Consider the following 25,744-nt stretch of genomic DNA (forward strand, 5'->3'; position numbering starts at 1 on the left):
CATCTTCGACAAGCGGATGGAAGGAGACTCTCTGTGGGCATCCTGGGATGGATTGTGCTCGGTCTGCTGGCCGGCGCCATCGCCAAGGCCATCATGCCTGGTAACGACCCCGGCGGCTTCATCATCACGATGCTGCTCGGCATCGTGGGCGCGATTCTGGGTGGTTTCATCGGATCGGCGCTCTTCGGGACCGACCTCGGGTCCTTCTTCGACCTGAGGACCTGGCTGCTGGCGATCGTCGGATCGCTCATCCTGCTCGGCGTCTACCGTCTGGTGACCGGCAGGCGAAGTCACGTCTAGCGCTTGAGACGTTTGGGGCCGTTCGGGTGACACCCGAACGGCCTCTCGTCGTTATGACACCTAGCTCGCTATGCCCGCGTCCCTCGCGAGCAACGCCGCCTGCACCCGGTTCGTCAGCCCCAGCTTCGCGAGCAACCGCGACACGTACGTCTTCACGGTCGCCTCGGACATGTGCAGCTTCGCCCCGATGTCCGCGTTCGACATCCCCTGCCCGAGCAACGCGAGCACCTCGACCTCGCGCTCGGTCAGCCCGGCGACGGCCTTCTGCGCCTCCTGCCGCTTGGGCTGCCCGGACGTGGCCACCATCCCGACCACGCGCGACGTGACCATCGGCGACAGGTACGCCTCACCGTTGTGCACCGCCCGCACGGCCCGCAGCAGTTCCTCGGGCGCGGAGTCCTTCAGCAGGAACCCGGCGGCACCGTCGGACAGGGCCCGGACGATGTTCTCGTCCTCGCCGAACGTCGTCAGCATCACGACCCGCACGGACGGCGCGACGACCTTCAGCTCCTTGGCGCACGCCAGGCCGTCCATCCGCGGCATGCGGATGTCGAGCACCGCCACGTCGACGCGGCGCTCGCGGACGATCTGCACCGCCTCGCGGCCGTCACCCGCCTCCGCCACCAGCTCGATGTCGTCGGCGGTGCCGAGAATGGCTTTGATGCCCGCCCGCATCAGCGGCTCGTCGTCGGCGATGAGCACACGGATCATTGCTTGGTCCTCTGCACGTGGATCTTCTTCTCGACCAGCTTGCCGTCCCGGAAGCAGAAACGCACCACCCGAACGCCGTCGTCGCGGTAGGACTGCTCGTCGGTGACGTGGTAGACGCAGCGCGCGCCAGGGGGTTCCGGCGAGGCGTGTGTCCTGCGTTCGCCGTCGCCGACCAGGGGTTCGTCACCGGAGGGCAGCAGCTTCACCACTTCGGACTCGGGCTGTCCCTCGTGGATCTGGTCGAGGTTCTGCTGCGTCACGACCTCGGTCACCGGCTGCGCGCCGAGGTACGTGAAGCCGCCGATGATGATCACCAGCACGATCGACGCGCCCGCGATCGACCCGACGCCCGCCCACTTGCGGATCCCTCGCGGTGACTCCAGCTCCTCCTGCTCGTCCTCGGGCTCGCCGGGGAGCGCGGTCTCCTCGTACGGCAGCACGGCCGCGATCCGGAAGCCGCCCGACGGCAGCGCGCCGACGTGCAGGATGCCGCCCGCCACGCGCACCCGTTCGCTCAGACCGATGAGCCCGACGCCTGGCTCACCCGTAGGCGAACCACTGCGCGACGGGTTGTTCCGCACCTCCACGACCAGCGCGTCCGGCTCGTACTTCACCGTCACCTGCACCGCCGCCCCCGGCGCGTGCTTGGCGGCGTTGGTCAGGCCCTCTTGCGCCACGCGATAGGCCGCGTGCGACACACGCGACGGCAACGGGTGCGCTTGCCCACCACGTACCAACGACACCAAGACGCCGGCCTTGCGCGCGTCGGCGACCAACGAGTCGATGGACTCCGCGGTCCGTGTGGCGGGATCGTCGTCGGGCCCGTCCTCGGCGCGCAGCACGCCGATGATCGCCCGAAGTTCACCCATGCCGGTCAAGGCGGCCGAGCGCAGCACGCCGATCGCCTCGCGCTGCTTGTCCCCCAGCGACGGGTCCAGCGCCAGCGCGCCGGCGTGCACGGAGATCAGCGACAGCCGGTGTCCGAGGCTGTCGTGCATGTCCTGGGCGATGCGGCTGCGTTCGCGCAGACGTACCTGGCGCGACAGCATCCGGTGTTCGACCTGCAACCGCGCCTCGCGGTCCTGCATCGCCTGCACCAGCGCCTCGCGTTGCGCCAGGTACCGGCCGACGAGGAACGGCAGCGCCACGCCCACGCCGAAGATCGTGATCAGGATGAGCATCCCGTAGACGGGCTCGATGTCGATCGGCCGGACGTCCCAGTCCCACACCAGCACCACGACGACGAACGTGATCGTGGTCGACACCACCGCCCTGACCCACGACTCGATCCGCCGCCCGGCCGTGTAGCTCAGCACGACCATCAACGCGGGCCCGAGGAACGGGATCGCCGCGGCGCCGATCATGACCGTCGCGGGCAGCACGTGCCGCAGCGGCAGCAGCACGAGGTAGACGGCGACGTACCCGGCGAGCGCCCAGCCCGTCACCTTCTGCTCCGCCCACGGCCCAGGCCACAGGTCCAGCAGGATCGTGGCGACCATGACGATCACTTCGCCGATGACCCGCACCGGCGTCAGCGCCTTGAGCCGGGCCAGGGTGTCGGCGACGAGCGCCTCGGCCCTGGTCCGCACAGCAGTAATCACGCTCTCAAGCTAACGAGCGGTCCTGTGGTCGCGCGGCACGCTGGAGTATCGAATTCCCGCGACGAAAGTTGACGAGTCAGACCAGCTGTGCGGTCGCCCCGGCCTTCCGGGCGCGCCACGACGCGATCACCACACCGATGATCAACAGCAGCGCGGTCGCCGCCACCATCAACGTCGACAGCGCCACGATCTCCGGCGAGATGCCCCGTTTCGAGGCCTGCGCGTAGACGAACACCGGCAGCGTCGTCGACCCGACACCGGTCAGGTACGACGAGATCACCACGTCGTCGAACGACAGCAGGAACGCGAACGCCGCGCCGGCCACCACCGCGGGCGCCACCAACGGCAACGTCACCGTCCGGAACGCCACGAACGGCGACGCACCGAGGTCCGCGGCGGCCTCCTCCATCCGAACGTCCATTCCGGACACCCGCGACCGCACCACGACGACCACGAAGCTCAGCGAGAACGCCACGTGCGCGAACAGCAGTGCCCCGAACCCGAGCGGAATCCCGGCGAGCTTCACGAAGAACCCCAGCATCGCCACGCCCATGACGACCTCGGGCACCACCAGCGGCAGCGACAGCAACACGGTCCACAGCCCGCGACCGGGGAACGCCCGGCGCAGCCCGAACGCCGCCAGCGTGCCGATCACGGTCGAGATCAGCGCGGACGCCAACGCCAGCTGCAAGGTCAGCTGCAACGACGCCAGCACCCGCGTGTCGTCGAACAGCTCGGCGTACCACTGCGTCGACAACCCGCTGATCTTCGACAGAGACCGCGACGAGTTGAACGACGCGAGCGCCAGCCACACGATCGGCGCGTACAGGAACAGGAAGACGAGCGCGACGACGAGCCCGAGCACCCACGGACGACGGTTCACAGCACGTCCTCCCCACGCCGGCCGCGCAGCAGCAGCACGAGCACCACCAGCACGAGCAGCAGCACGGCCATCGCCGAGCCCAACGGCCAGTTGTTGCCGCCACGGAACTGGTCGTCGATCACCGACCCGAACGTCGACTGGTCCACACCGCCGAGCAGCTTCGGCGTCACGAAGTCACCCGCCGCCGGCACCAGCACGAGCAACGACCCGGCCAGCACACCCGTGAACACACCGGGCAGCACCACCCGGAAGAACGTCGAGACCCGCCCGTGGCCGAGGTCGTAGGACGCCTCCACGAGCCGGAAGTCGAACCGCTCGCACGCCACGTACAGCGGCAGAACCATGAACGGCAGGAAGCCGTACGTCAGGCCGAGGATCACCGCGCCGTGCGTCAGCAGAAAGCCGCCGTCGCGGTCCAGCCCCACCCACCCGAGCACGGTGTTGACCAGGCCCTCGCCGTCGAGCAGCGCCTTCCACGCGTAGATCCGCGCGAGGTAGCTCGACCAGAACGGGATAAGCACCGCCGCGAGCAGCAGAGTCCGGTACCGGCCGCCGTAGCGGGCGATGAACCACGCCAGCGGGAAACCCAGCAGCAGACAGGCGGCGGTCGTCGCCACCGCGTAGACCAGGGTCCGGCCGAAGATCGGCAGGAACGCCGGATCGAGCGCCGTCAGGTAGGCCTGCGTCGTCCACGGCAGCACCGCGCGGGCGACCCCGGTGTCCCGCGTGGCGAAGCTGAACTGGACGACGACCACCAACGGCGCGATCAGGAAAATCCCCAGCCACAGCCCGGTGGGCGTGAGCAGGGCGTTGGCCTTCAGCCAGCGTCGCGACACAACGCAGATCATGCCAGTGACACTCCTAGAAGACGGGTCGGCTGAACATTCATGTACCGTTGTGAACATGAGTGTTCACCTGCTGCAGACGGCGACGTCGGTGCTGCTCAAGGACCCGACCGCGTCCCTGGGTGATGTCGCGAGAGCGGCCGGTGTCGGCAGGACCACGCTCCACAAGCGCTTTCCCACCCGATCAGCACTGGTCCGCGCCGTCGCGAGCGACGCGCTGGACCTGATCGAGTCCGTGTCGTGCCACGTGGACTTCAGCCGCGACGACGCGATCGAGGACCTCATGACGCGCCTGGTCGCGCTCGGCCCGCGAGTGGAGTTCCTGCTCCGCTTCCCCGGCCTCGAACGCGACGAGGAACTGGCCGCCCGGATCCGCGAGATGGACCGGCCGGTGCTCGACCTGATCACCCGGCTGCAGGGCACGAAACTGCGCCGCGACCTGCCCGCGTGGTGGATCCTGCACACCCTCTACGCCGGGCTCTTCAACGCCTGGGAGGCGATCAGCGACGGCCGGCTCGCGCCGCTGGACGCTCCCCGGTTCGTGCTGACCACGGTGTTCGAGGGGGTAAGCAGTGCTGGAGCAGCTGACCGGACATGACGACCCGTATCCGATCTACGAACGGCTACGCGCGCACGGACCGCTGACGCGCGATGGCGGCCTCTGGGTGACGACGAGTCACCGGCTGACCAACAAGATCCTGCGCGACCGGCGGTTCGGCGTCCGCTACTCCGACGGCAGTTATCCGGCCAACGGCGGTTTGCTGCCGGAGTCGTTCCTGGAACTCGATCCCCCGGACCACACCCGGCTGCGCCGGCTCGCCACACCGGCGTTCAGCCCGAAGAAGATCGACGAGTACCGGGCGCGCGTCGAGAAGGTGGCCGAGTCGCTGCTGGACCGCGACGAGTTCGAACTGATCGCCGACTTCGCGGCGCCGCTGCCGATCTCGGTGATCAGCGACCTGCTCGGCATTCCCGACGCCGATACCGCCGAGTTCGCCGACTACGGCGCGCTCGTCGCCCAGTCGTTCGACACCGGCGTCACCGCAGCGATGGCCAACGCCAACGACCAGGTGCTCGCGCTGTTCGACCGGCTGATCGCCGAGCGGCGCAGGACTCCCGGCGACGACGTGATCAGCTCGCTGGTCGCCGCCGAAGCCGGGCAGAAGCTCACCGCCCGGGAGATGCTCGGCACGCTGGTGTTGCTGCTGGTGGCGGGGTTCGAGACCACGGTGAACCTGATCGGCAACGGCACCCGCGCGCTGCTCGACCACCCGTCGCAGTGGCGGCTCTTCAAGGCCAATCCCGAACTCGCGCCCGCGGTCGTCGAGGAGACGCTGCGGTGGGCGCCGCCGGTGCATTTGACCAGCCGGATCGCGCACGAGCAGGTCGACGGGATCGACGAGGACGGGGTGGTCACGCTCCTCCTCGCCGCCGCGAACCGCGACCCGGACGTCTACCCCGAGGCCCACAAGTTCGACGTCATGCGCGTGCACAAGCCGGAGCACCTCGCGTTCTCCAGCGGCATCCACTACTGCCTGGGTGCGACGCTCGCGCGCATGGAGGGCGAGGTGGCGTTCCGCGCACTGGCCCGCCGAATGCCCGACCTGCGTCAGACGGGCCCGGTGACGTTCCGCGACTCGGTCGTGATCCGCGGGATGAAGTCGTTTCCGGTCAGCCGGTCTTGACCTTCGTCCAGGCGTCGGCGTAACGCGCCTCGACGTCGCCGCCGAGGTCTTTGGTGAACGGCAGTTTCTTCAGTTGGTCCTCCGACGGGTAGACCAGCGGGTCGTTCAGCAGGTCCTTGTCGATCAACGGCTTGGCGGCGGCGTTGGGGCTGCCGTAGCGCACCACGTTGGACAGCGCCGCACCCGTGTCCGCACCGAGGATGTAGTCGATGAACCGGTGCGCGTTCCCGGCATGCGGCGCGTCCTTCGGGATGACCAGCAGGTCCACGTAGGACAGTCCACCCTCGGTCGGAATGGCGTAACCGACGTCCTCGCTGGTGTCCTTCGCCTGGAACGCGTCACCGGAGTACGCCTGCGCCAGCCGGACCTGGCCGGAGGTGAGCGGCTCGATCACGTCGGAGGTGATCTGGCCGAGCTTCTTCTTCAACGACAGCAGGAAGTTCACCGCGTCGTCGAGCTGCTTCCGGTCCGTGGTGTTCGGGTCGTGGCCGAGCTTGAGCAGGCCGAGCGCCAGGCCGTCGCGTGCCTCGTCGAGGATCGTGCTGCGGCCCTCGGCGTTCGGCAGGTCGTAGGCGTCGAAACCCGTGACGTCGCCGCCGATCTGCGACTTCGAGTACGCCAGTCCGGTGGTGCCCCACGCCCACGGCACGGAGTACTTGTTGCCGGGGTCGTAGTCGGCCTCGACGAACCGCGGCTCCAGGTTCACGAGGTTCGGGATCGCGTCGTGGTCGAGCGGCTGCAACAACCCGGACCGCAGGAACCGGCGCAGGAAGTTGTCGCTCGGCACCACCAGGTCGTAGCCCGCCTGGCCGGACGCGATCTTGGCTTCCATTTCGTCGTTGGTGGAGAAGTTGTCGTAGGTGACCTCGATGCCGGTGATGGCCTGGAAGCCCGGCAACGTCTCCGGCGCGATGTAGTCGGTCCAGTTGTAGAAGTTGAGCTTGGGTTCGTCGACGAGGTTCGCGGCCTTGGCTGCGCTGGTGCCGCCACTGCTGGTCGGCGCCGGACCGACCGCGCACGCGGCGAGCGCGAAGTACGCCATCGAGCCCAGCATCGCGCGCCGGGTCACCCGCGGGCTGCCGGTGTCCCACAGCCGGGCGATCCGGAGCTCAGCCATCGGCGGAGTCCAGCAGCACGGTGAACTCGGGGTCCCACGCCAGTCGCACCGGCTGGCCTGGCGCGCCCGCGTCGTCGATGCGCTGAGCGTTCTGCACGAACGCCACCAGCTCGCCACCGGGCGTGTCGACCACGAACTGCGTGGAGACGCCGGTGTAGACGACATCCTTGACCACGCCTGCGAGCACGCACCAGCCGGTCGGCGGCTCGGCGGTCTCGTTGAACAGGTGCACCTTCTCCGGGCGAACGGTGGCGGCGACCTTCTGGCCGTGACTGACGCTGCCGGCGAACTTGGCGCGCAGGTTCGTGGCTCCAGACGCTTGCAGCGCGGCGAACTCACCGTCCACACCGGACACTTCAGCGGCGAGGATGTTGGACGTGCCGATGAACCCGGCGACGAACCGGGTGGCGGGCCGTTCGTAGACGTCCTCGGGGTAGCCGACCTGCTCGATCTTGCCCGCGTTCATCACGGCGATGCGGTGTGAGAGGACCAACGCCTCTTCCTGGTCGTGCGTGACGTAGAGGAACGTCGTGCCGACCTCGCGCTGGATGCGCATCAGCTCGATCTGCAGTTCCTTGCGGAGCTTGGCGTCGAGGGCGCCCAGCGGCTCGTCCAGCAGGAGCAGCTGTGGTCCGGCAGCGAGCGCACGGGCGATGGCGACGCGCTGCTGCTGACCGCCGGAGAGCTGCGCGGGCCTGCGCTTGGCGAACTGGGACAGCCTGACCAGTTCGAGGTGCTCGCCGACGCGCTTCTTCAGCTCCTCGCCGCGGATCTTCTTGCGCTTGAGGCCGTAGGCGACGTTGTCCCACACCGACATGTGCGGAAACAGCGCGTAGGACTGGAAGACGGTGTTGACGTCCCGCCGGTACGGAGGGACGCCCACCATGTCGTTGCCGTCGAGCTCGATGCGGCCCTCGTCCGGGTCGACGAAGCCCGCGATCATGCGCAGGACCGTGGTCTTGCCGCACCCGGACGGGCCGAGCACCGAGAAGAACTCGCCCTCGTGAACGTTCAGCGAGATGCCGTCGACCGCCACCTGGTCGGAGAAGCGTTTGCGCACCCCGTGCAGGCCGATCTCGACGGGTGCGAACGTGTCCGGGGTGGAGGCCTCAGCGGGAGAGAAGCCGGTCAAGTCGAGGCGCCTTCACAAAGATCGGACGGGGGCCACGCCGAGCGTATCGGCGCCCGACCTCGCCCGTAAGTCGTGCGCGCGCGACCTCACACCTCCGTGCGGATGAACGTGTGCGACGATGACCTCGTAATCCGGATGAGCAGTGGAGGAAACCGTGGCTTCGTCCTCGGAACTGGACAAGCGTCCTGCCGTCGACCCTCACGAGGAGCCGTCGCACGAGTGGGGCTGGCACGGCACGCTGCCCAAGGCCACCCGCATCGCCGGCTGGCTCTCCGCGATCTTCTGCTTCCTGATGCTGATCGGCAACCACCACGGTCAGACCGAGAACATCTACCTGATCGCCAGCGGCGTGACCATCATCGCGCTGCTGGTGTGGGACGCGGCCCGGCGCAAGACGTCCTGGCGTCGCTAGAGCGTCTCGAGCACGATCTTGCCCTGGGTGCGACCCGTCTCGCCCAGGGCATGTGCTTTTCCGGCGTCCGCCAGCGGGAACGTCGCGTCGACGTGCACCCTGAGCGCACCGCTCTCCACGAGTTCGGTGATCGCCTCCAGCCCGGCGCGGTCGGGCTCGACCAGGATCGGGCTGATCCTGATGTCCTCGCGTTGCACGCTGTCCACTCCGGACGGCACGCCCACGAACAGGCCACCGCTGCGCACCGCGGCCGGTGATGCGCCGCCCACCAGGTCGACGAACACGTCGATGTCGTTGCCCTCGTAGTCGCCCTGCGTGTAGTCGATCACTTCATCGGCGCCGAGGTCTTTGAGGAACGCGTGCTTGGGCTCGCGCGCGGTGCCGATCACGTGCGCGCCGCGGGCCTTCGCGATCTGCACCGCGAGATGGCCGACGCCGCCCGCCGCGGCCGTGATCAGCACCTTTTGTTCTGGCTGCACGTCGGCCGTGTCGACCAAGATCTGCCACGCGGTGAGCGCGGCCAGCGGTAGCGCGCCCGCCTCGACGTGCGTGAGGCTCTGCGGCTTCTTGGCGAAGTGCCTGGACGGCGCCGTGACGTACTCGGCGTAGGCACCGGCGGCGTGCGGGAAGCGCGGCATGCCGTAGACCTCGTCGCCCGGCTTGAGCGTCGTCACGCCGAAGCCGACCTCCTCGACGACACCGGCGACGTCCCAGCCGAGGACCAGCGGGAACGTCTGCATCCCCGCCATGCCGCTGCCGGCCCGGGTCTTCCAGTCGACCGGGTTCACGCCCGCCGCGTGCACCCTGACCAACACCTCCGTGGGGAGTGGCGTGGGCTTGGGCAGGTCGGTGAGGGTGATCGGGCCGCCGAACTCGTTCTGGATGATCGCTCGCATGGCCACTAGCTTGGGAGAGCTGGTCTCCACTGGCAATTAGGCACTATCTTGTGCACTAGGTACCTGATAGAAACTATGCCGTGATCAGGGACGTTTACCTCAAGATGTGCCCGTGTCGCGACCTGCTGGACATGGTCGCGTCGAAGTGGACGGCGCTGGCGATCGGCGCGCTGGAGGACGGGCCGAAGCGGTTCGGTGAGCTGAAGCGCCGTCTGGAGGGTGTCAGCCAGAAGATGCTCACGCAGACGTTGCGCACGTTGGAGCGCGACGGGCTCGTCACGCGCACGGTCTACCCCTCGGTACCGTTGCGCGTCGAGTACGAGCTGACGCCGCTCGGTCGCAGCGTCACCGAGCCGCTGGCCGCGTTGCGGTTGTGGGCACAACAGAACTACGAGTCCGTCGCCGAAGCCCGGGAGACGTTCGACTCGGCCGAGCCGCTACAGCCCGTCACGGTCCGGTGAGCACCAAACCGAGAGGGAACTCCGTGGTCGCACCCTCGCATCCCTTGTCGAGCGCGTCGAAGTGGCGGCCCATCTGGTCGCGTGCGCAGCGGTAGAGCGGGATGACCTCACCGTCGGCGGGCTTGCGGGTGAAGATGTAGCCGAGCAGGCCGTGCTTGGGGTTGCCCTCGCAGTTTTCGTCGGTCGAGGTGAAGTGGTCGCCGGTGTTGTTCTTGTTCCTGCAGGCGAACAGCGGACGGGTGCCGTCCTCCTGCGCCGCGGCGAGCCAGCCCGCCGGGCCGTCCAGCGAGCTGAACTGCGGTGGGCGGCTCACGTTCGGCGAGGTCGTGAAGTACCACTTGCCGTCGTTCCATCTGGCCAGTTCCAGCGTCTTGCGCTTGGGCTTCGGCGGCGGCTGCTGTGCCTGCGGGGCGGACTTCGGCGTGCTGGCATGAGCCTGGCTCTGACTCTGGCTGGACGGCGACGCCGTGCTGGAGCTGCTCGGGGCCGAACTGGTGGTGGAACTCGGTGGCGTCGTGGTGGTGGTCGTCGTCGTGGTCCCGACGTTCTGCTGAGCAGCGGCGTTGCCGGGCTCACTGTTCGGGCGCACGACCAGGAACGTGACCAGCGCGATCACCGCGACGGCCGCCACCGCCGCGCTTGCGATCAGGCCGGCGCGGCGCTTCTTCGGCTCGTCGAACGCGTCCCTGGTCGGCTGCGGCGTAACGAAGGTGGTGACGGGCTCGATGACGACGGTGCGTTCGGACGGTGAGCCGAGCTGCGCCCTCATCTGAGCCGCGGTGAGGCGCTGGGCCGGATTTTGGTGCAGCAGCCCCATGATCACGTTCGCGAGCGGGCCGCGGGCGCGCCGGATGACCGGCTCGTCGTACATGATCGCGTGCATGGTGGCCGCAGTCGTGTCCCGTTGGAACGGTGAGTGGCCCTCGACCGCGTGGAACATGGTGGCGCCCAACGCCCACAGGTCGCTCGCGGGTGACGGCCGCTGGCCCGCGAACAGCTCCGGCGCCATGTAACCGGGCGAGCCCATGATGCCGCCGGTCGCGGTCAGCCCCGGATCGTCCATCGCGCGGGCGATGCCGAAGTCGGTCAGCTTCACCGTGCCGTCCGGCGCGACCATGATGTTGCTGGGCTTGACGTCCCGGTGCACGATGCCGGCCGCGTGGGCCGCTTCGAGTGCGCTGAGCGTCTGCAGGGCGATGCTCGCGACCTCGTCCTCGGTGAACGTCCTGCGCGCCATGAGGTCGGTCAGCGTCGGCGCCTCGACCAGCTCCATCACGATGTACGTGACGCCGTCTTCGCTGATCACGTCGTGGATCGCGACGACGTTCGGGCTGTTGAGGCGCCCCGCGGTGCGGGCCTCGCTGAGCACGCGCTCGACCTCGGTCGTGCGCAGCTCCTTCAACGCGACCCGGCGGCCGATGACCTGGTCCTCGGCGAGCCAGACCACGCCCATGCCGCCGCGGCCGAGCTCGCGGATCTTCGCGTAGCGGCCGGCGATCATGCGAGGACCCAACCGAGCCGGCCTTCTTTCGTGTAGCCCTCGCAGTCGGCGACCGACTCGAAGTGGTGGCCGCCCATGTTGCAGCGCCACAGCTCCAACGAGTTCGCGTCCGCCGGCTTCTCCTTGAAGACGTGGCCGAGCTCGCCGTAGTACCCGTGTCCCTCGCAGTTGAAGAGTACCGACGACATGCGGTCCTCGGAGTTGTTGATCCGGCAGGAGTAGAGCACCCGCGTGTTCGGCTCCTCCTTCGCGAGGAGCTTGCCGAGGCCGCCGGTGTTCTCGACCGTGAAGCCCGCCGGAACGGGGATCCGCGAGGTGCCGCTGTAGTGCCAGCCGTTGCCGTTGCGGTAGCGGGACAACGCGAGCGTCTCCCGCGGTGGCTTCGGCTGCGCTGTCGGCGGTTGCGGCTGGTTCGGTTGCGTGGACTGCTGTCCCTGAGTCGGCTTCGGACCGGTGCCGGCCTGGCTGCTGCTGGGTGCCGCGCTGCTGCTGCTCGGCGCCGCACTGCTGCTCGCCGCGCTTGAGGTCGAGCTGGTGGTCTGCGTGGTCGGCTGCGCACTCGTCGAGCTCGGCCCCTGCTGCGCCGCTGCCGTGCCGGTCGTGTCCGGTTTGATCAGGAACACAGCGGCGAGGGCGACCACCACGACCGCGGCCGCCGCGCCCGCGAACACACCGACCTTCTTGCGGGACTTGGGTTTCTCGTCGACCCAGTCGTCCCGCGTCGGCGTGTTCGGTGCGACGAACGTGGTGACGGGCTCGATGACGACGGTCTGCTCCGACGGGGTCGGCGGCGTGATCGTCTTGGTGCGGTCGGTGAGCCGCTCGCGCAGCTGGGGCGCGGTGAGCCGGTGCGTGTCGTCGTGGGTGAGCAGAGCCATGATCGTGGCGGCGAGCGGGCCCTGGGTGCGTTGCAGCACCGGCTCCTCGTACATGATCGCGTGCATGGTGGCCGCGGTCGTGTCCCGTTGGAACGGTGCGCGGCCCTCGACCGCGTGGAACATGGTGGCGCCCAACGCCCACAGGTCGCTCGCGGGTGAGGGCGCCTTGCCCGCGAACAGCTCCGGCGCCATGTACCCCGGCGAGCCCATGATGCCGCCGGTCGCGGTCAGCCCCGGATCGTCCATGGCGCGGGCGATGCCGAAGTCGGCGAGCTTCACGCGTCCGTCAGCCAGCACCATGATGTTGCTGGGCTTGACGTCCCGATGCACGATGCCCGCCGCGTGGGCAGCCTCCAGCGCGTTGAGCGTCTGCAGGCCGATGTCCGCGACCTCGTCCTCGGTGAGCCTCTTGCGGGTCATGACCTCGGACAGCGTCGGCGCCTCGACGAGCTCCATGACCAGGTACGTGACGCCGTGCTCGACGATGACGTCGTAGATGCCGACGACGTTCGGGCTGTTCAGGCGCCCGGCGGTGCGTGCCTCCCGCAGCACGCGTTCGGTCTCGGTGGTCCGCAGCTCCTTGAGCGCGACCTGGCGTCCGATGACCCGGTCCTCGGCGAGCCAGACGACCCCCATGCCGCCCCGGCCGAGCTCCCTGAGCGTCGCGTATCTGCCCGCGACCAGCCTCGTCGTGTCCCCCACGCGCGGCATGGTATCCGCTGGCAGCGCGTGCCCAGTTGGCTACCTCAGACGCAAACCCAGCAGTAGAGCCGCTCGCCGGCCTTCACCGCGTCCACCGCAAGCTCTTTGAGCTCACGCAGGACGACCGCCAGCTCAGCCGGGTCGAACCGGTCGAGCTCCTCGATCCCGGCCCAGGCCGCCGCCACCTCGGTCAGCTCACCAGCTCCGGCAAGCCCGTCCCTGAGCCCGTCGGTGACCGTGAGGACCAGCACCTCGCCGTCACCCTCGACCGCCAGGTCAGCGGCGCAGCGCGGATCGTCGATCACCTCGTCGTACGGCCGCCCGGTGAGCAGCTCCTCCAGCTTCCCCATCACCACCGCGGGATCGAGCCACTTGGTCTCCACCGCCCGGTGCCCGGCCGCGACCGGTCCACCGTCGACCATCGAGGCAGCCACCTCGTCCGACGGCGCGGCGAAGTAGTCGTACATCACTCCCACAACTGCCCCCTCAAGCGTGCACCCGATGCTCGTCGCAGTAGACCACGTGCAGCCACTTCCAGTGCCGTCGATCCTCGGTGATCTCAGCACAGCAGTGCGTGCCAGGGCTCTCGTGCATGTGCCGCGGGCAGTCCTCGACCAGCCGCCGCAGCTCCTGTCCCCCGACCTCGAACGCGGCCCTGCTCCCGACGACGAACACGGTGTCGGCCACGATCTCGCCGCGCAGCAGATCCCGGTTGTCCCGGTGGTGCAACCGCTCGTAGTCCGGCTCCTTCTGCAACCCTTGGCACACAACGGTGTGCGGCCGGCCCTTGAGCTTCGCCCGCACCTGCTTCCACTTCGACAGCCGAAACCCGAGACTGTGGTGCACCAACACCAGATCCAGCAGCGGCCCGTCGCTCCACCGGCACTCCCGATCACTCTGCCGCAACGGCAGGTACACCAACGTCCGCGGCGACCGCATCGCGAACTCCCACGCCATGGCGATGGCCCGCGCGGACGCCTTGTCCACACTGGCCTCCACGCCGAGGTACCCCTCGTACAACGGCGCGTGCGACAACGGCCGAGCCGGCTGCACCACGCGGTACTCGTCCCGGCCCAGCCGCACGGTGCTGACGAGCGCGCGCCAGCGTTCCCCCTGGAGCTTCATGGCGGGAAACGGTAGAGGTCGTGGCCCACTGCAGCGAACGGTTTCGTCCGCGGCAGAAGCTGCTGGAGCGAGCCAGACACACCTGATGGAACGTTTCGCCGATCTCGTTGACCGCTACTGCCGGGGCAGCACTGCGGCGAGAATCGCGCGTACCTCGGCTTCCATCGATCGACCGTGCTCAGCCGCACGAATCCTCAGCTTCGCCTTCAGGCCTTTCGCCGAAGTCGCGGATCGCCAGGATCCACCTCCGATGCTGACGCTCAGCCCTCCGCAGCCAGCTGACCGCAAGCCGCCGCGATCTCCTGCCCCCGCGTGTCCCGCACGGTGCACTCCACACCCTGCTCCCGAACCCGCCGCACGAACTCCCGCTCCACCGGCTTCGGCGACGCGTCCCACTTCGACCCCGGCGTCGGGTTCAACGGGATCAGGTTCACGTGCACCAACGGCCCCAGGTACTTGCGCAGCTTCTTGCCGAGCATGTCCGCCCGCCACGGCTGGTCGTTGATGTCCCGGATCAGCGCGTACTCGATCGACACCCGCCGCCCGGTCTGGTCCGCGTACCCGCGCGCCGCCTCCAGCACCTCCGCGACGTCCCACCGCGTGTTCACCGGCACCAACGTGTTGCGCAGCTCGTCGTCCGGCGTGTGCAGCGACACCGCGAGCCGCACCTGCAGCTTCTCCTCGGTCAGCTTGCGAATCGCCGGCACCAGCCCGACCGTCGACACCGTGACCGTGCGCTGCGAGATGCCCAGCCCGTCCGGCGCGGGCGCCGTGATGCGGTGGACGGCCTCGATCACGCGCTTGTAGTTCGCGAGCGGCTCGCCCATGCCCATGAAGACGATGTTCGACAGCCGGCCGGGCCCGCCGGGCAGCTCGCCGTCGCGCATCGCCGCGGCACCCAGTCGCACCTGGTCCACGATCTCCGCCGTCGACAGGTTGCGCTGCAGCCCGCCCTGGCCGGTCGCGCAGAACGGGCACGCCATGCCGCAGCCCGCCTGCGACGAGATGCACAGCGTCGCGCGGTCCGGGTAGCGCATCAGCACCGACTCGATGAGCGTGCCGTCGTGCGCCCGCAGCAACGTCTTCGAGGTGGTCCCCTCGTCACACGTGACCTTGCGCACGACCGTGAACAACGACGGCATCAGGTCGGCGACGAGCTTGTCCCGCGCGGCGGCCGGGATGTCGGTCATCTCGGCGGGGTCGACGGTCAGGCGGCTGAAGTAGTGGTTCGACAGCTGCTTGGCACGGAACGGCTTCTCACCAAGGGCCGCAACGGCTTCCGCACGCTGAGCAGGTGAGAGGTCGACCAGGTGGCGCGGCGGCAGGCCGCGCTTGGGCGCGTCGAAGACAAGGGGAAGCGAGGTCATAGCACATCTAGTGTCCCACGAACTTCGCATCCACAAGACCGTTGCATCGCGATAGGTTCCGATATATCGTTAACGACATGATGATGAAGCCACACCACAGAGATCACCACCACAGGCATCGCCACGGACCCTTCGGGGGCGGTGGCAGGGGCGGCCGCCAACGGCGCGGCAACGTCCGGGCGGCCGTGCTGTCCTTGCTGGCAGAACGGCCGATGCACGGCTACGAGATCATTCAGGAGATCGCCAGGCGCACCGGCGGCGTGTGGAGCCCGAGCCCCGGCTCGGTCTACCCGACGCTGCAGATGCTCGCCGACGAAGGCCTCATCTCCGCAGCGGAAGAAGGAGGCAAGAAGCTGTTCACGCTCACCGACCACGGCAGGACGGAGCACACGGCCCCGCCCTGGCGCGACATCAACATCCAGCTCGACCCGGTCGACGGCGAACTGCGCACCGCCATCAGGCTGCTCGGCAGCGCGATGGAGCAGATCTCCCACGCGGGCACGCCCGAGCAGAAGGCCCGCGCCGTCGAGCTCTACAACGACCTGCGGCGCAAGCTCTACGCCATCCTCGCCGAGGAGTGACCTACCACCGGTCGTGCACGTGCGGCCGGATCAGCTCGTCGTACACCGCGGCGACCGCCTTCTCGTCAACGGGCTGCAGCTCGGCGGCGAGTGAGTTCGCCCGCGCCTGCTCCACGTTGCGAGCACCGGGGATCACCACCGTGACACCGGGCTGGTCGACGATCCACCGCAGCGCGAACTGCGCCATCGTGGCGCCCTCGGGAACGAGCGGCCGCAGGCGTTCCACCGCCTCCAGGCCCACCTCGTACGGAACCCCGGAGAAGGTCTCGCCGACGTCGAACGCCTCACCGTTGCGGTTGTAGTTGCGGTGATCGTCCGCGCCGAAAGTCGTTGCCGCCGTGTACTTCCCGGTCAACAGCCCGGACGCGAGCGGCACCCGCGCGATGATCGCGACGCCGGCCTCCTGCGCCGCGGGCAGCACCTCTTCGAGCGGCTTGAGCCGGAACGCGTTCAGGATGATCTGCACGCTGGCCACGTGCGGGCGCCTGATCGCCGCCAAGGCCTCCTCGACCTTCTCCACCGACACGCCGTAGGCAGCAATCCGTTGCTGCTCAACCATTTCGTCCAAGGTGTCGAACACCTCGTCCCGGTTGTAGACCGGCGTGGGCGGACAGTGCAGCTGCACCAGGTCCAACGTGTCGACGCCCAGATTGCGGCGGCTCCGGTCGTTCCACGCGAGGAAGTTCTCCCGGTTGTACCCCTCCGTGGTCTGCGCCGGCAGCCGCCGCCCCATCTTCGTGGCGACGAAGACACCGTCGTCCTTGCGCTCCTCGAGGAACCGTCCGACGAGGCTCTCGCTGCGCCCGTCGCCGTACACGTCCGCGGTGTCGAAGAAGTCGACACCCGTGTCGGCGGCGGCGTGCAGCAGCGCGAGCGCCTCGCTCTCGTCCACCTCGCCCCAGTCGGCGCCGAGCTGCCAGCAGCCCAGTCCCACTACGCCGACCTGGCGGTTCAACCTGCCTGCGATTCGCTTCTCCACGAACCAGAGCCTAGTCGCGCGCGTAAGTCAGCGTGCGCGCGTAGGGCCCGAACCCCAGTTGCAGGTAGAACTTCTCGGCGGGAAGCCCGTGCACCGGATACACGATCGCCTGCTCCGCGCCCAGATCGCGCAACGCCCGCATCGCTCCGAAGCAGGCGGCCCGCCCCAACCCCAGCCGCCGGAAGTCCGGATGTGTGCCCACCGGCTCCAGCTCCCCGACCCGGTTCCGCGCGTCCAGCCACACCAGGCAGTAAGCGGCAAACCGCCCGTCCGGCGCCTCGACCACCCAGTCCAGATCCGTGCGATACGGCCAAGCCGCCATCACGTTCCGGTAGCTCTCCTCGGTCACCCGTGACGGGTGCCAGACCCGCTGGTGGATCTCGACCCGTTGCGCCAGATCAGCTTCCGTGATCGATCGGACCGTGAACCCGGCAGGCAGCTCGACTTCGGGCAAGCCGGCCAAATCGTGCGACATGAACACCTGGTACTGGCCGTCCTGGGCCGAGTACCCTTGCCGCTCCAGCGCTGCGATGAGGTGGTCTTCGGCGTCGAGGACCATCACCTTGCGGCCGGGAAAGCGCTTCAGCACCTCGTCGGCGAGGTCCGCACAAGCAGGATCGACCTGGAGGAAGAGGTCGGTGCCCCGCTGCTCCCACGCCCAGGCCGCCACCTCGCCGTCGCGGTGCCACAGCTCGAACTGCCACTCCGGCTCGCGCCCGACGTGCTCGAACCGTTGCCAGGCAAGGTCTCCGACGTGCCAGTTGCTGCGCCGGGACCAGAGTCGTTCGGTGAGGCGCTGCATCTCGCGGATCACACGATCAACCCCTTGGGCTTGCGGCGAACGTGCAGCCGGTAGCCCACCGGGAAGCTCAGCCCGTCGACGGACGCGATCGCCCGTTCGGCAACCTTTTCGGAGAATTCGATGCGCAGCACGGACTCCAGGTCTTCCCGACTTTCGAAGCGCCATTCCGCCGTGACCCGCGTGAGCGAGAAACCGTTGTCCGCGAAGAACTTCTCGACCGCCGCCGGGTCGTAGCGCGGTTCGTCGGCACGCAGCCACGGCCCGTACGGCGAGGCCGCACCGTCGAGGTCGACGATCGCCAAAGCACCGCCGGGACGCAACACGCGATCAGCCTCGCGCAGGCCCGGTTCGCAGCCAGGTCCGAAGAAGTAGGCCGTGCGGGCGTGCACGAGATCAGCACACCCGTCATCGAGCGGTAGCCGTTGCGCGGGACCGGAAACCACGCGCACCTGAGACAAGGACGCCACGCGGTTGCGAGCGCGCACGACGAGCGGCGGGTGCGGTTCGACGCCGACGACCGAACGCGCGGAGGAGGCGAAGATCGGCAGGTGGAAACCGTCGCCACAACCGATGTCCACGACGTCCGAACCATCAAACGAACATTCTTCGCGCAACGCCGCCCAAATCGCGCCGTGCACGTCCTGCGCGCGGTTCTCGACCTCGTAGATGTCCGGCCAATGCCAGATGTTCGGACTTGGCACGACATCTACCGGACGCACCGCGTTGAGCGCCGCCCGCACGAATCCCCTCACGAAGACACTGTAGGGCCTCGATTTGCCGGTCACTGTTCGAATTCGTCCAACTACGGCGTAGCGTGACCGCATCTCTTCCCAGCAGGAGGCGGCAGTGTCGATCGCGCCCAACACTCCCCAGCTCGCGCCGTTGCTCGCCGGAAGCCCGTGCTGGGTGGAGCGAACCGTCGACGACCTCAAGGCCGCTATCGAGTTCTACACCGGCCTGTTCGGCTGGCACTACGCCGACGATGCCGGCTACACCGTCGCGATGGTCGACGGCGTCCCCGTCGCCGGACTGCCGCAGGGCGAGCCGGAGTCGTGGCGGTTGTACCTGGTCACGCCACATGCGCGCGCCACCGCGGAAAAGGCCTTCCACCTCGGCGGATCCGTGCTGCGCAACCCGGAGGACGCCGCCGACAACACGCAGAGCACCGTGATCGCCGACCCGACCGGCGCCGTCGTCGGGTTCCGGCACGTGCCTCCGGACTGGCGGTTCGGCACCGGCGGGCACGGCGCCTACGCGTGGGCCGAGCTGAACACCCGTGACGGTGCGGCGGCCGACGAGTTCTTCGGCGAGCTGTGCCACTACGACATCACGCAGATCGGCGACGGGCACCGGCTGGACTACGCGTCGTGGTCCGTCGAGGGCACCGAGGTCATCGGCAGGCAGAAGATGGGCCGCGAGTTCCCGTACGGGGAGCGGTCGCACTGGATGGTGTACTTCAACGCCGCGCCCGAGATCGGCACCGACTCGGTGGCGTACCGGGTGCTGGAGCTCGGCGGCCGGGTGACCGTCGAGCCCTACGACACCCCGTTCGGACGCATCACCGTCGTCGAGGACCACGCGGGCATGGCGTTCTCGGTGATCGACCAGTCCCGCGTGATCGAGACCGAGCCGCGCATCGAGGCGGACGACCCGTACGACGACTAGCGCTGGTGTAGGGGCAGGCAGCTCGGCAGCTGGTCGCGCTCGTAGACTCCGCCGGCAACGGTCCAGGTGCCGTTCTGCTCGTCGTGCTCCGCGGCGAGCACCACCGTGGCATCCGCCGGGATGTGGTCACGCAGGATCTTGATCTCGATCTTCCCAGGGGCCGACTGGAACTCCACCGCGCCGAGCGCCCTCGGAGAATCAAGCTTGCGCCCGCCGGCCGGGCAGTTCTCCCGCAACGGCAACGCGGCCGCCGGGATGCCTCGCTCGCGCAGCTTCGCCGTCGCCTCTTCGAACCTCTGCACCTCCCGCACGGTCAGCGTCACCGAGCCGTCCGGGTTGTCGACCACGGCGTACGCGGGTGGCGCGCCGCCGAAGTAGGTCGACGCCACCAACGCGCCCGTCCCGAGAACGGTTACCGCAGCCGCAATGCCCACCCAGCGCCTGGCGCGCCGGCTTTGCCGCTTCGCCATGTTCTGCAGCAGCGCCTGTCCGTGCTCGCGCTGCAGCTCAGTCCACAGGCTGTCCTCAAACTTGCCCATCTGCCCGCACCTCCACCTCGTCGCCGACGACCTCGCGCATGCGTGCCGTGGCGCGGTACAGCCGAGACCGCATCGCCCCCTTCGGCACGCCGAGCGCTTCGGCCGCTTCCTTGGGTGCGAGACCATCGAGGTGCACGAGCTCGATCGCTTCCCGTTCGATCTCGGGCAGCGTCGCCAGCCGTTCGATCAGCAGGCGCCCACTCTGTTCGGCGTCGATCCGCTCCTCCAACTCGGCCAGTTCGTCGCGCTCGAGCTCGCGCCTGCCGCCGACCCTGCGCACGAGTTCACTGCTCCGAGCGGACTGTTCGCAGTGCGCGGCGAAGGCCTTGCGCGCGATGCCGTACAGCCAACCCACCGCCGTCCCCCTCGAAGGGTCGAACCTCGGGAACGACGAGATCGCGCGAACGAACGTCTCCGCAGTCAGGTCAGCCACAAGCTGCGGTTCGACGCACCGCCTGGCGAAATATCGGGTGATCGCGCCGACGTTGTCGCGGTAGATCCGCTCGAACGCCGCCAGTGCCTCGTGGTCTCTCACAACCACTACTTGCGGCGTTGCGCGGAAACCGTCACTGGACGAAGAGGTGCAGCAGCAACCAGGAGGCGACGGCGGACGGGAGCAGCGAGTCCATCCGGTCCATGAGGCCGCCGTGGCCGGGCAGCAGCGTGCCCATGTCCTTGATGCCGAGGTCGCGCTTGATCAGCGACTCGACCAGGTCGCCGGCCGTGGCCGTGACGACGAGCGCGGCGCCGAACAGCACGCCGTGCCACCACTGGCCGTCGAGCAGCGTGGTGACCGTGATCGCGCCACCGACCATGCCCGCGATCAGCGAACCGGCGAAGCCCTCCCAGGACTTCTTCGGGCTGATCGTCGGCGCCATCGGGTGCTTGCCGAGGAAGACACCGGCCGCGTAGCCGCCGACGTCGGAGAGCACGACACCGATGAGGAACGCGAACGCGCGGCCCGCGCCGTCCTCCGGCACGACCAGCATGGCGGCGAAGGAGGCGAACAACGGCACGTACGCGACGGTGAAGACGGACGCGCTGAGATCGCGCAGGTAGCCGTCCGAACCGCCGCGGAACCGCCAGATCATGCACACCAGCACGGTGACCACGAACGCGGTCATCATGCCGGAGCGTTCCAGCGGCCAGGACAGCCAGATCATCGCCTGGCCGCCGATGAGAGCGGGCCACAGGGCGACGTTGATGCCGCCCTTGCGGAAGGCGCTCGCCAGCTCCCACGTCGACACCGCCGCGGCGGCCGCGACGATGCCGATGAAGGTCTGCCGCACGGTCAGCAGCGACAAGATGATCATTGCGCCGAGCCCGACGCCGACCAGGATCGCCGCTCGCAGGTCACGTCCTGCGCGCGACGGTTTCGACGCGGGCACGTCCGCGGGACTGCCTGCCACCTGTGCTCCCATCACGACCTCCGCCCGGCCAGAGCTAATACGCCTGCGGCGCTCGGCCGGGCGAAACCATCAGGAACATCAGACTTCGAGAAGCTCGGCTTCCTTGTGCTTCACGAGCTCGTCGACCTGCGCGGTGTACCTGTGGGTGAGAGCGTCGAGCTCCTTCTCACCGCGCGCGCCGTCGTCCTCGCCGACCTCGCCGTCCTTGACGAGCTTGTCGATCTCTTCCTTCGCCTTGCGGCGCACACCGCGGACGGAGACGCGCGCGTCCTCGCCCTTCTGCTTCGCGACCTTCACCATGTCCCGGCGGCGCTCCTCGGAGAGCTGCGGGATCACGATGCGGATGATGTTGCCGTCGTTGCTCGGGTTGACGCCCAGGTCGGAGTCCCGGATGGCCTTCTCGATGGCGTTCAGCTGGCTCGCGTCGTACGGCTTCACGACCGCCATGCGCGCCTCGGGCACCGTGATGCTGGCCATCTGGTTCAGCGGCGTCGGCGATCCGTAGTAGTCGACGTGGATGCGGTTGAACATCGAGGGAGTCGCACGACCGGTTCGAACGGAGGCGAGGTTCTCCTTCGCCACCGAAACCGCCTTTTCCATCTTCTCCTCGGCGTCGAGGAGGGTCTCGTCGATCACGACTGCTCCTTGCTCTGCGTGTGCTTCTTCCCGGTTCCTGATCAGATCCCAGCAGGTCTAGAAGGCCGGGCGGCCACCGGGGGTGCTGACCAGAGTGCCGATCTTCTCACCACGCACCGCGCGCGCGATGTTCCCCTCGGTGAGGAGGTTGAAGACGAGGATCGGCATGTTGTTGTCCATGCAGAGGCTGAAGGCCGTGGCATCGGCGACGTTGAGGCCGCGCTCCAGCACTTCGCGGTGGGTGATGTTGTCGAACATCAGCGCGTCGGGGTCGGTCTTGGGGTCGGCCGTGTAGACGCCGTCGACGGCCTTGGCCATCAGGACGATCTCGCAGCCGATCTCCAGCGCGCGCTGGGCGGCGGTCGTGTCGGTGGAGAAGTACGGCAGGCCGGCGCCGCCACCGAAGATCACGACGCGTTCCTTCTCGAGGTGGCGCATCGCGCGGCGGGGGATGTACGGCTCGGCGACCTGCGTCATCTGGATCGACGTCTGCACGCGCGTGTCGATGCCGTGCTCGCGCTCGAGGAAGTCCTGCAGCGCCAGGCAGTTCATGACCGTGCCGAGCATGCCCATGTAGTCGGCGCGCGAACGGTCCATGCCGCGCTGCTGGAGCTCGGACCCGCGGAAGAAGTTGCCACCACCGATCACGACGGCCACCTGCACGCCGGACTTGTGGACGGCCGCGATCTGCCGGGCGACTGTCTGGACGACATCGGGATCGACACCGACGCCACCGCCGCCGAACATCTCGCCACCGAGCTTGAGCATCACCCGGTTGTAGCCATGGCTACCTGCTTCGCTCACAGGTCCTCTCCTTTAAGGAATTCTGCGGACACACCAAGGGCGGGGTCGCTGGTACCTGCAACCCCGCCCTCATGCGAATCAGCTCTGGCCGACCTCGAACCGAGCGAAACGGGTGACCGTCACGCCGGCCTCGTCCAGAAGAGCCTTGACCGTCTTCTTGCTGTCCGTCACGGAAGCCTGCTCGAGGAGCACGACGTCCTTGAAGAAGCCGTTGACGCGACCCTCGACGATCTTGGGCAGCGCGCCTTCCGGCTTGCCCTCCTCGCGAGCGGTCTCCTCGGCGATGCGGCGCTCGTTGGCGACGAGCTCCTCGGGAACCTCGTCACGGGTGACGAACTTCGGGCGCATCGCGGCGATCTGCATCGCGGCACCCTTGGCGACCTCGGCGTTGTCACCGGTGTACTCGACCAGCACGCCGACGGCCGGCGGCAGGTCGGCGGCACGCTTGTGCAGGTAGACCGAGACGGTGCCGTCGAAGTCGACGGCCTTGGCCAGCTCGAGCTTCTCGCCGATCTTGGCGGAGAACTCCTGGACCAGCGCGTCGACCGACTTGCCGTCGACCTCGACGGCCTTGAGGGCGTCGACGTCGGCGACCTTGTTGGCCTTGGCGATCGCGACGATCTCGTCCGCGAGGGCGATGAAGTCGGCGTTCTTGGCCACGAAGTCCGTCTCGCAGCGCAGCTCGACCATCGCGCCGTCCTTGACGGCGACCAGGCCGTTGGACGTGGTGCGCTCGGCGCGCTTGCCGACGTCCTTGGCGCCCTTGATGCGCAGGATCTCGACGGCCTTGTCGAAGTCGCCGTCAGCCTCGTCCAGCGCCTTCTTGCAGTCCATCATGCCGGCGGCGGTCAGCTCGCGGAGCTTCTTGACGTCCGCGGTGGTGTAGTTCGCCATCGTTTTCCTTCTGCGATGTACGCGCTTGAGTCACGCGGCGCCCGCTGGTGTGCGGGCGCCGCGTGGGGGAAATCAGGACTGGACGGGCTGCTCGGCCGGGGCCTCGGCCGTGGTGTTGGTCAGGAGCTCCTGCTCCCACTCCGCCAGCGGCTCGTCAGCGGCGACCTCGGGCTTGTCCTGGCCCTCGGCGGCGTCGCGGCGGGCACCGGAGCGCTGCATGAGACCGGCGGCGGCGGCCTCGGCCACGACCTTGGTCAGCAGGGCGGCGGAACGGATCGCGTCGTCGTTGCCCGGAATCGGGTAGTCGACCTCGTCCGGGTCGCAGTTCGTGTCGAGGATCGCCACGATCGGGATGTTCAGCTTGCGAGCCTCACCGACCGCGATGTGCTCCTTCTTGGTGTCCACGATCCACACGGCGCTGGGCACCTTGGACATGTCGCGGATACCGCCGAGCGTGCGCTCCAGCTTGTCCTTCTCGCGGTTCATCATCAGGATTTCCTTCTTGGTGAAACCCTGGAAGCCGCCGGTCTGCTCCATCGACTCCAGCTCCTTGAGCCGCTGAAGCCTCTTGTGGACCGTCGAGAAGTTGGTGAGCATGCCGCCCAGCCAGCGCTGGTTCACGTAGGGCATGCCGACGCGGAGCGCCTCGTTGGCGATGGCCTCCTGCGCCTGCTTCTTGGTGCCGATGAACAGGATCGACCCGCCGTGCGCGACCGTCTCCTTGACGAACTCGAAAGCCCGGTCGATGTAGGTCAGCGTCTGCTGCAGGTCGATGATGTAGATGCCGTTGCGCTCGGTGAAGATGTAGCGCTTCATCTTCGGGTTCCAGCGCCGGGTCTGGTGCCCGAAGTGCACGCCGCTGTCGAGCAGCTGCTTCATGGTTACGACGGCCATGGCCGGTTCGCACCTCATCTGTAGGACGCTTTGGTGGGCGTCGTTCGGTTGACGCTCCGAGCCGGGTGGCTCGGGGCCCTGGTGCCGATGCCGCCGCCCGCACCTGCCGAGGAGCTGCTGCTCCACCGTCAGGACCGTCGGACGTCGTGACTCGACCCGGCTGGGACCAGCTGGTCGGATCTGCGTTGGCACGCGAAGTCGTCCCGCGAACACACGGGACGCGCCCAAAAGTCTACTCCCCACCCCCGACAAACTTCGAATCGCCCCCTGGCCCCCTCGGCGAGTTATCCACAACCCGCGAGTAATCCACAGTTCCCCGATACCCGCTGGTCCCCACCACCCCCCTGGCCGACTGTTGACCCATGCCCCTCCTCCCCACCGCCCTGGTGCTCACGACCCTCCTGGCCCCCTCCCCAGCCCGCTTCTCCTGGCCGCTGCCGCCACCCCACCCGGTGGTGCGCGCGTTCCAGGCCCCTTCGTCACCTTTCGGGCCAGGTCACCGAGGCGTGGACCTGTCAGCACCCGCCGGTTCCCCGGTCCTGGCAGCAGGCGACGGCGTGGTCGTCTACGCGGGGGCAGTCGCGGCCCGGACCCTCGTGTCGCTGGAACATCGCGGCGGCCTGCGCACGACCTACGAACCGATCGCGCCAGCCGTCTCCGCTGGTCGCCCGGTGCGCCGAGGCGAGGTGATCGGCCACCTCCAGGAGGGCCACTGCCCCTCACCGTGCCTGCACTGGGGCGTCCGCCGCGGCACCGAATACCTCGACCCGCTGCGGCTGGTGGCGTCGGGCCGCATCCGCCTGCTCCCGCTGAACCCCGCAACGCCATCGCGAGGCGGCTAGGGCTCCGCAACCTCCGCTGCCCGGCGATGCTGCCCCCGCCAGCAGCGGCCCGATCGGGCGCCATCCCGCCGCACCCCCAGGCG

Annotated in this window: 31 protein-coding genes; 8 read left to right on the forward strand and 23 right to left on the reverse strand. The window is 68.5% G+C overall.

What is annotated here, in order from left to right:
* The first annotated feature begins 33 nt into the window (after window positions 1–33).
* Window positions 34–300 carry a GlsB/YeaQ/YmgE family stress response membrane protein gene (locus DI276_RS03590; RefSeq protein ID WP_030468056.1) on the forward strand — a complete coding sequence of 89 codons (267 nt, stop codon included), beginning with the start codon at window positions 34–36 and terminating at the stop codon, window positions 298–300.
* 60 nt (window positions 301–360) lie between these two features.
* On the opposite strand, the gene DI276_RS03595 is transcribed toward DI276_RS03590, so the two are convergent.
* The 4 genes from DI276_RS03595 to DI276_RS03610 form a co-directional block, all read right to left on the reverse strand.
* A complete protein-coding gene (locus tag DI276_RS03595; protein ID WP_112261842.1) occupies window positions 361–1,011 on the reverse strand; it encodes a response regulator in 651 nt (216 codons plus the stop codon).
* Window positions 1,008–2,612 carry a sensor histidine kinase gene (locus DI276_RS03600; protein WP_157984499.1) on the reverse strand — a complete coding sequence of 535 codons (1,605 nt, stop codon included), beginning with the start codon at window positions 2,610–2,612 and terminating at the stop codon, window positions 1,008–1,010. The genes DI276_RS03595 and DI276_RS03600 overlap by 4 nt, the downstream gene beginning before the upstream one ends.
* Before the next feature lie 76 nt (window positions 2,613–2,688).
* Window positions 2,689–3,495 (reverse strand): ABC transporter permease, encoded by an 807-nt coding sequence (locus tag DI276_RS03605; RefSeq protein ID WP_112261844.1) that lies wholly within the window; start codon window positions 3,493–3,495, stop codon window positions 2,689–2,691.
* The gene (locus tag DI276_RS03610) at window positions 3,492–4,331 is read right to left on the reverse strand and encodes an ABC transporter permease (RefSeq protein WP_232836430.1); all 840 of its coding nucleotides are present in this window, start codon (window positions 4,329–4,331) and stop codon (window positions 3,492–3,494) included. Before DI276_RS03610 ends, DI276_RS03605 begins: the two co-directional genes overlap by 4 nt.
* 67 nt (window positions 4,332–4,398) lie before the next feature.
* Between DI276_RS03610 and DI276_RS03615 the strand changes: the two genes are divergently transcribed.
* Complete coding sequence (locus DI276_RS03615; RefSeq protein ID WP_112262187.1) at window positions 4,399–4,938, forward strand: TetR/AcrR family transcriptional regulator; 540 nt, start codon at window positions 4,399–4,401, stop codon at window positions 4,936–4,938.
* On the forward strand, window positions 4,913–6,025 hold the full coding sequence (locus DI276_RS03620) for a cytochrome P450 (protein WP_157984500.1): 1,113 nt from the start codon (window positions 4,913–4,915) through the stop codon (window positions 6,023–6,025). The genes DI276_RS03615 and DI276_RS03620 overlap by 26 nt, the downstream gene beginning before the upstream one ends.
* On the opposite strand, the gene DI276_RS03625 is transcribed toward DI276_RS03620, so the two are convergent.
* Entirely contained in the window at window positions 6,012–7,142 is a 1,131-nt protein-coding gene (locus tag DI276_RS03625; RefSeq protein ID WP_112261847.1) for an ABC transporter substrate-binding protein, read from the reverse strand. The genes DI276_RS03620 and DI276_RS03625 overlap by 14 nt on opposite strands.
* Window positions 7,135–8,274 (reverse strand): ABC transporter ATP-binding protein, encoded by a 1,140-nt coding sequence (locus DI276_RS03630; RefSeq protein WP_112261848.1) that lies wholly within the window; start codon window positions 8,272–8,274, stop codon window positions 7,135–7,137. The genes DI276_RS03625 and DI276_RS03630 overlap by 8 nt, the downstream gene beginning before the upstream one ends.
* Window positions 8,275–8,428: 154 nt before the next feature.
* On the opposite strand from DI276_RS03630, the gene DI276_RS03635 reads away from it, so the two are divergent.
* A complete protein-coding gene (locus tag DI276_RS03635) occupies window positions 8,429–8,686 on the forward strand; it encodes a DUF2631 domain-containing protein (RefSeq protein ID WP_112262188.1) in 258 nt (85 codons plus the stop codon).
* Here the strand turns inward: DI276_RS03635 and DI276_RS03640 are convergent.
* On the reverse strand, window positions 8,683–9,582 hold the full coding sequence (locus tag DI276_RS03640) for an NADP-dependent oxidoreductase (RefSeq protein ID WP_112262189.1): 900 nt from the start codon (window positions 9,580–9,582) through the stop codon (window positions 8,683–8,685). The two genes, DI276_RS03635 and DI276_RS03640, sit on opposite strands and share 4 nt — an antisense overlap.
* Window positions 9,583–9,686: 104 nt before the next feature.
* Between DI276_RS03640 and DI276_RS03645 the strand changes: the two genes are divergently transcribed.
* On the forward strand, window positions 9,687–10,043 hold the full coding sequence (locus DI276_RS03645; protein ID WP_112262190.1) for a winged helix-turn-helix transcriptional regulator: 357 nt from the start codon (window positions 9,687–9,689) through the stop codon (window positions 10,041–10,043).
* Here DI276_RS03645 and DI276_RS50740 read toward each other — a convergent pair.
* The 6 genes from DI276_RS50740 to rlmN form a co-directional block, all read right to left on the reverse strand.
* Complete coding sequence (locus DI276_RS50740; RefSeq protein ID WP_198680445.1) at window positions 10,030–11,544, reverse strand: serine/threonine-protein kinase; 1,515 nt, start codon at window positions 11,542–11,544, stop codon at window positions 10,030–10,032. The genes DI276_RS03645 and DI276_RS50740 overlap by 14 nt on opposite strands.
* A complete protein-coding gene (locus DI276_RS03655; RefSeq protein ID WP_269814221.1) occupies window positions 11,541–13,124 on the reverse strand; it encodes a serine/threonine-protein kinase in 1,584 nt (527 codons plus the stop codon). The genes DI276_RS50740 and DI276_RS03655 overlap by 4 nt, the downstream gene beginning before the upstream one ends.
* Before the next feature lie 44 nt (window positions 13,125–13,168).
* Entirely contained in the window at window positions 13,169–13,600 is a 432-nt protein-coding gene (locus DI276_RS03660) for a hypothetical protein (protein ID WP_157984501.1), read from the reverse strand.
* A gap of 10 nt (window positions 13,601–13,610) precedes the next feature.
* Window positions 13,611–14,249, reverse strand: coding sequence for a hypothetical protein (locus tag DI276_RS03665; RefSeq protein WP_112261851.1), 639 nt, complete (start codon window positions 14,247–14,249; stop codon window positions 13,611–13,613).
* A 114-nt stretch (window positions 14,250–14,363) separates the two neighbouring features.
* Window positions 14,364–14,579: a FitA-like ribbon-helix-helix domain-containing protein gene (locus DI276_RS53350; RefSeq protein WP_408610492.1), complete on the reverse strand. Its 216-nt coding sequence runs from the start codon at window positions 14,577–14,579 to the stop codon at window positions 14,364–14,366.
* Window positions 14,510–15,616: a 23S rRNA (adenine(2503)-C(2))-methyltransferase RlmN gene (gene rlmN, locus DI276_RS03670; RefSeq protein WP_112261852.1), complete on the reverse strand. Its 1,107-nt coding sequence runs from the start codon at window positions 15,614–15,616 to the stop codon at window positions 14,510–14,512. The genes DI276_RS53350 and rlmN overlap by 70 nt, the downstream gene beginning before the upstream one ends.
* Window positions 15,617–15,693: 77 nt before the next feature.
* Here rlmN and DI276_RS03675 point away from each other — a divergent pair, with 77 nt between their 5' ends.
* Window positions 15,694–16,197, forward strand: a complete 504-nt coding sequence (locus DI276_RS03675) for a PadR family transcriptional regulator (protein ID WP_112261853.1) — start codon at window positions 15,694–15,696, stop codon at window positions 16,195–16,197.
* Window position 16,198: 1 nt separating this feature from the next.
* On the opposite strand, the gene DI276_RS03680 is transcribed toward DI276_RS03675, so the two are convergent.
* From DI276_RS03680 to DI276_RS03690, 3 genes are read right to left on the reverse strand one after another with little or no spacing between them, the layout of a single operon-like run.
* The gene (locus DI276_RS03680; protein WP_112261854.1) at window positions 16,199–17,176 is read right to left on the reverse strand and encodes an aldo/keto reductase; all 978 of its coding nucleotides are present in this window, start codon (window positions 17,174–17,176) and stop codon (window positions 16,199–16,201) included.
* A gap of 10 nt (window positions 17,177–17,186) precedes the next feature.
* Window positions 17,187–17,990, reverse strand: coding sequence for a GNAT family N-acetyltransferase (locus DI276_RS03685; protein ID WP_112261855.1), 804 nt, complete (start codon window positions 17,988–17,990; stop codon window positions 17,187–17,189).
* Window positions 17,987–18,730, reverse strand: coding sequence for a class I SAM-dependent methyltransferase (locus DI276_RS03690; RefSeq protein ID WP_232836431.1), 744 nt, complete (start codon window positions 18,728–18,730; stop codon window positions 17,987–17,989). Before DI276_RS03690 ends, DI276_RS03685 begins: the two co-directional genes overlap by 4 nt.
* 94 nt (window positions 18,731–18,824) lie before the next feature.
* Here DI276_RS03690 and DI276_RS03695 point away from each other — a divergent pair, with 94 nt between their 5' ends.
* Window positions 18,825–19,643, forward strand: a complete 819-nt coding sequence (locus DI276_RS03695) for a VOC family protein (RefSeq protein WP_112261856.1) — start codon at window positions 18,825–18,827, stop codon at window positions 19,641–19,643.
* Here the strand turns inward: DI276_RS03695 and DI276_RS03700 are convergent.
* The 7 genes from DI276_RS03700 to rpsB form a co-directional block, all read right to left on the reverse strand.
* A complete protein-coding gene (locus DI276_RS03700) occupies window positions 19,640–20,182 on the reverse strand; it encodes a hypothetical protein (protein ID WP_112261857.1) in 543 nt (180 codons plus the stop codon). The genes DI276_RS03695 and DI276_RS03700 overlap by 4 nt on opposite strands.
* Window positions 20,169–20,717, reverse strand: a complete 549-nt coding sequence (locus tag DI276_RS03705) for an RNA polymerase sigma factor (RefSeq protein WP_157984502.1) — start codon at window positions 20,715–20,717, stop codon at window positions 20,169–20,171. The genes DI276_RS03700 and DI276_RS03705 overlap by 14 nt, the downstream gene beginning before the upstream one ends.
* 31 nt (window positions 20,718–20,748) lie before the next feature.
* On the reverse strand, window positions 20,749–21,603 hold the full coding sequence (locus DI276_RS03710; RefSeq protein WP_112261859.1) for a phosphatidate cytidylyltransferase: 855 nt from the start codon (window positions 21,601–21,603) through the stop codon (window positions 20,749–20,751).
* Between the two features lie 66 nt (window positions 21,604–21,669).
* Entirely contained in the window at window positions 21,670–22,227 is a 558-nt protein-coding gene (gene frr / locus DI276_RS03715; RefSeq protein WP_112261860.1) for a ribosome recycling factor, read from the reverse strand.
* A 57-nt stretch (window positions 22,228–22,284) separates the two neighbouring features.
* Window positions 22,285–22,995: a UMP kinase gene (gene pyrH, locus DI276_RS03720; protein ID WP_112262192.1), complete on the reverse strand. Its 711-nt coding sequence runs from the start codon at window positions 22,993–22,995 to the stop codon at window positions 22,285–22,287.
* A gap of 114 nt (window positions 22,996–23,109) precedes the next feature.
* Window positions 23,110–23,925, reverse strand: coding sequence for a translation elongation factor Ts (gene tsf, locus DI276_RS03725; RefSeq protein ID WP_112261861.1), 816 nt, complete (start codon window positions 23,923–23,925; stop codon window positions 23,110–23,112).
* 72 nt (window positions 23,926–23,997) lie between these two features.
* Window positions 23,998–24,819 (reverse strand): 30S ribosomal protein S2, encoded by an 822-nt coding sequence (rpsB, locus tag DI276_RS03730; protein WP_112261862.1) that lies wholly within the window; start codon window positions 24,817–24,819, stop codon window positions 23,998–24,000.
* Window positions 24,820–25,325: 506 nt separating this feature from the next.
* Here rpsB and DI276_RS03735 point away from each other — a divergent pair.
* A complete protein-coding gene (locus DI276_RS03735) occupies window positions 25,326–25,661 on the forward strand; it encodes a M23 family metallopeptidase (RefSeq protein ID WP_232836432.1) in 336 nt (111 codons plus the stop codon).
* The last annotated feature ends 83 nt before the right edge of the window (window positions 25,662–25,744 follow it).

Source organism: Lentzea terrae (assembly GCF_003265345.1).
GTDB classification, from domain to species: Bacteria; Actinomycetota; Actinomycetes; order Mycobacteriales; family Pseudonocardiaceae; genus Lentzea; species Lentzea terrae.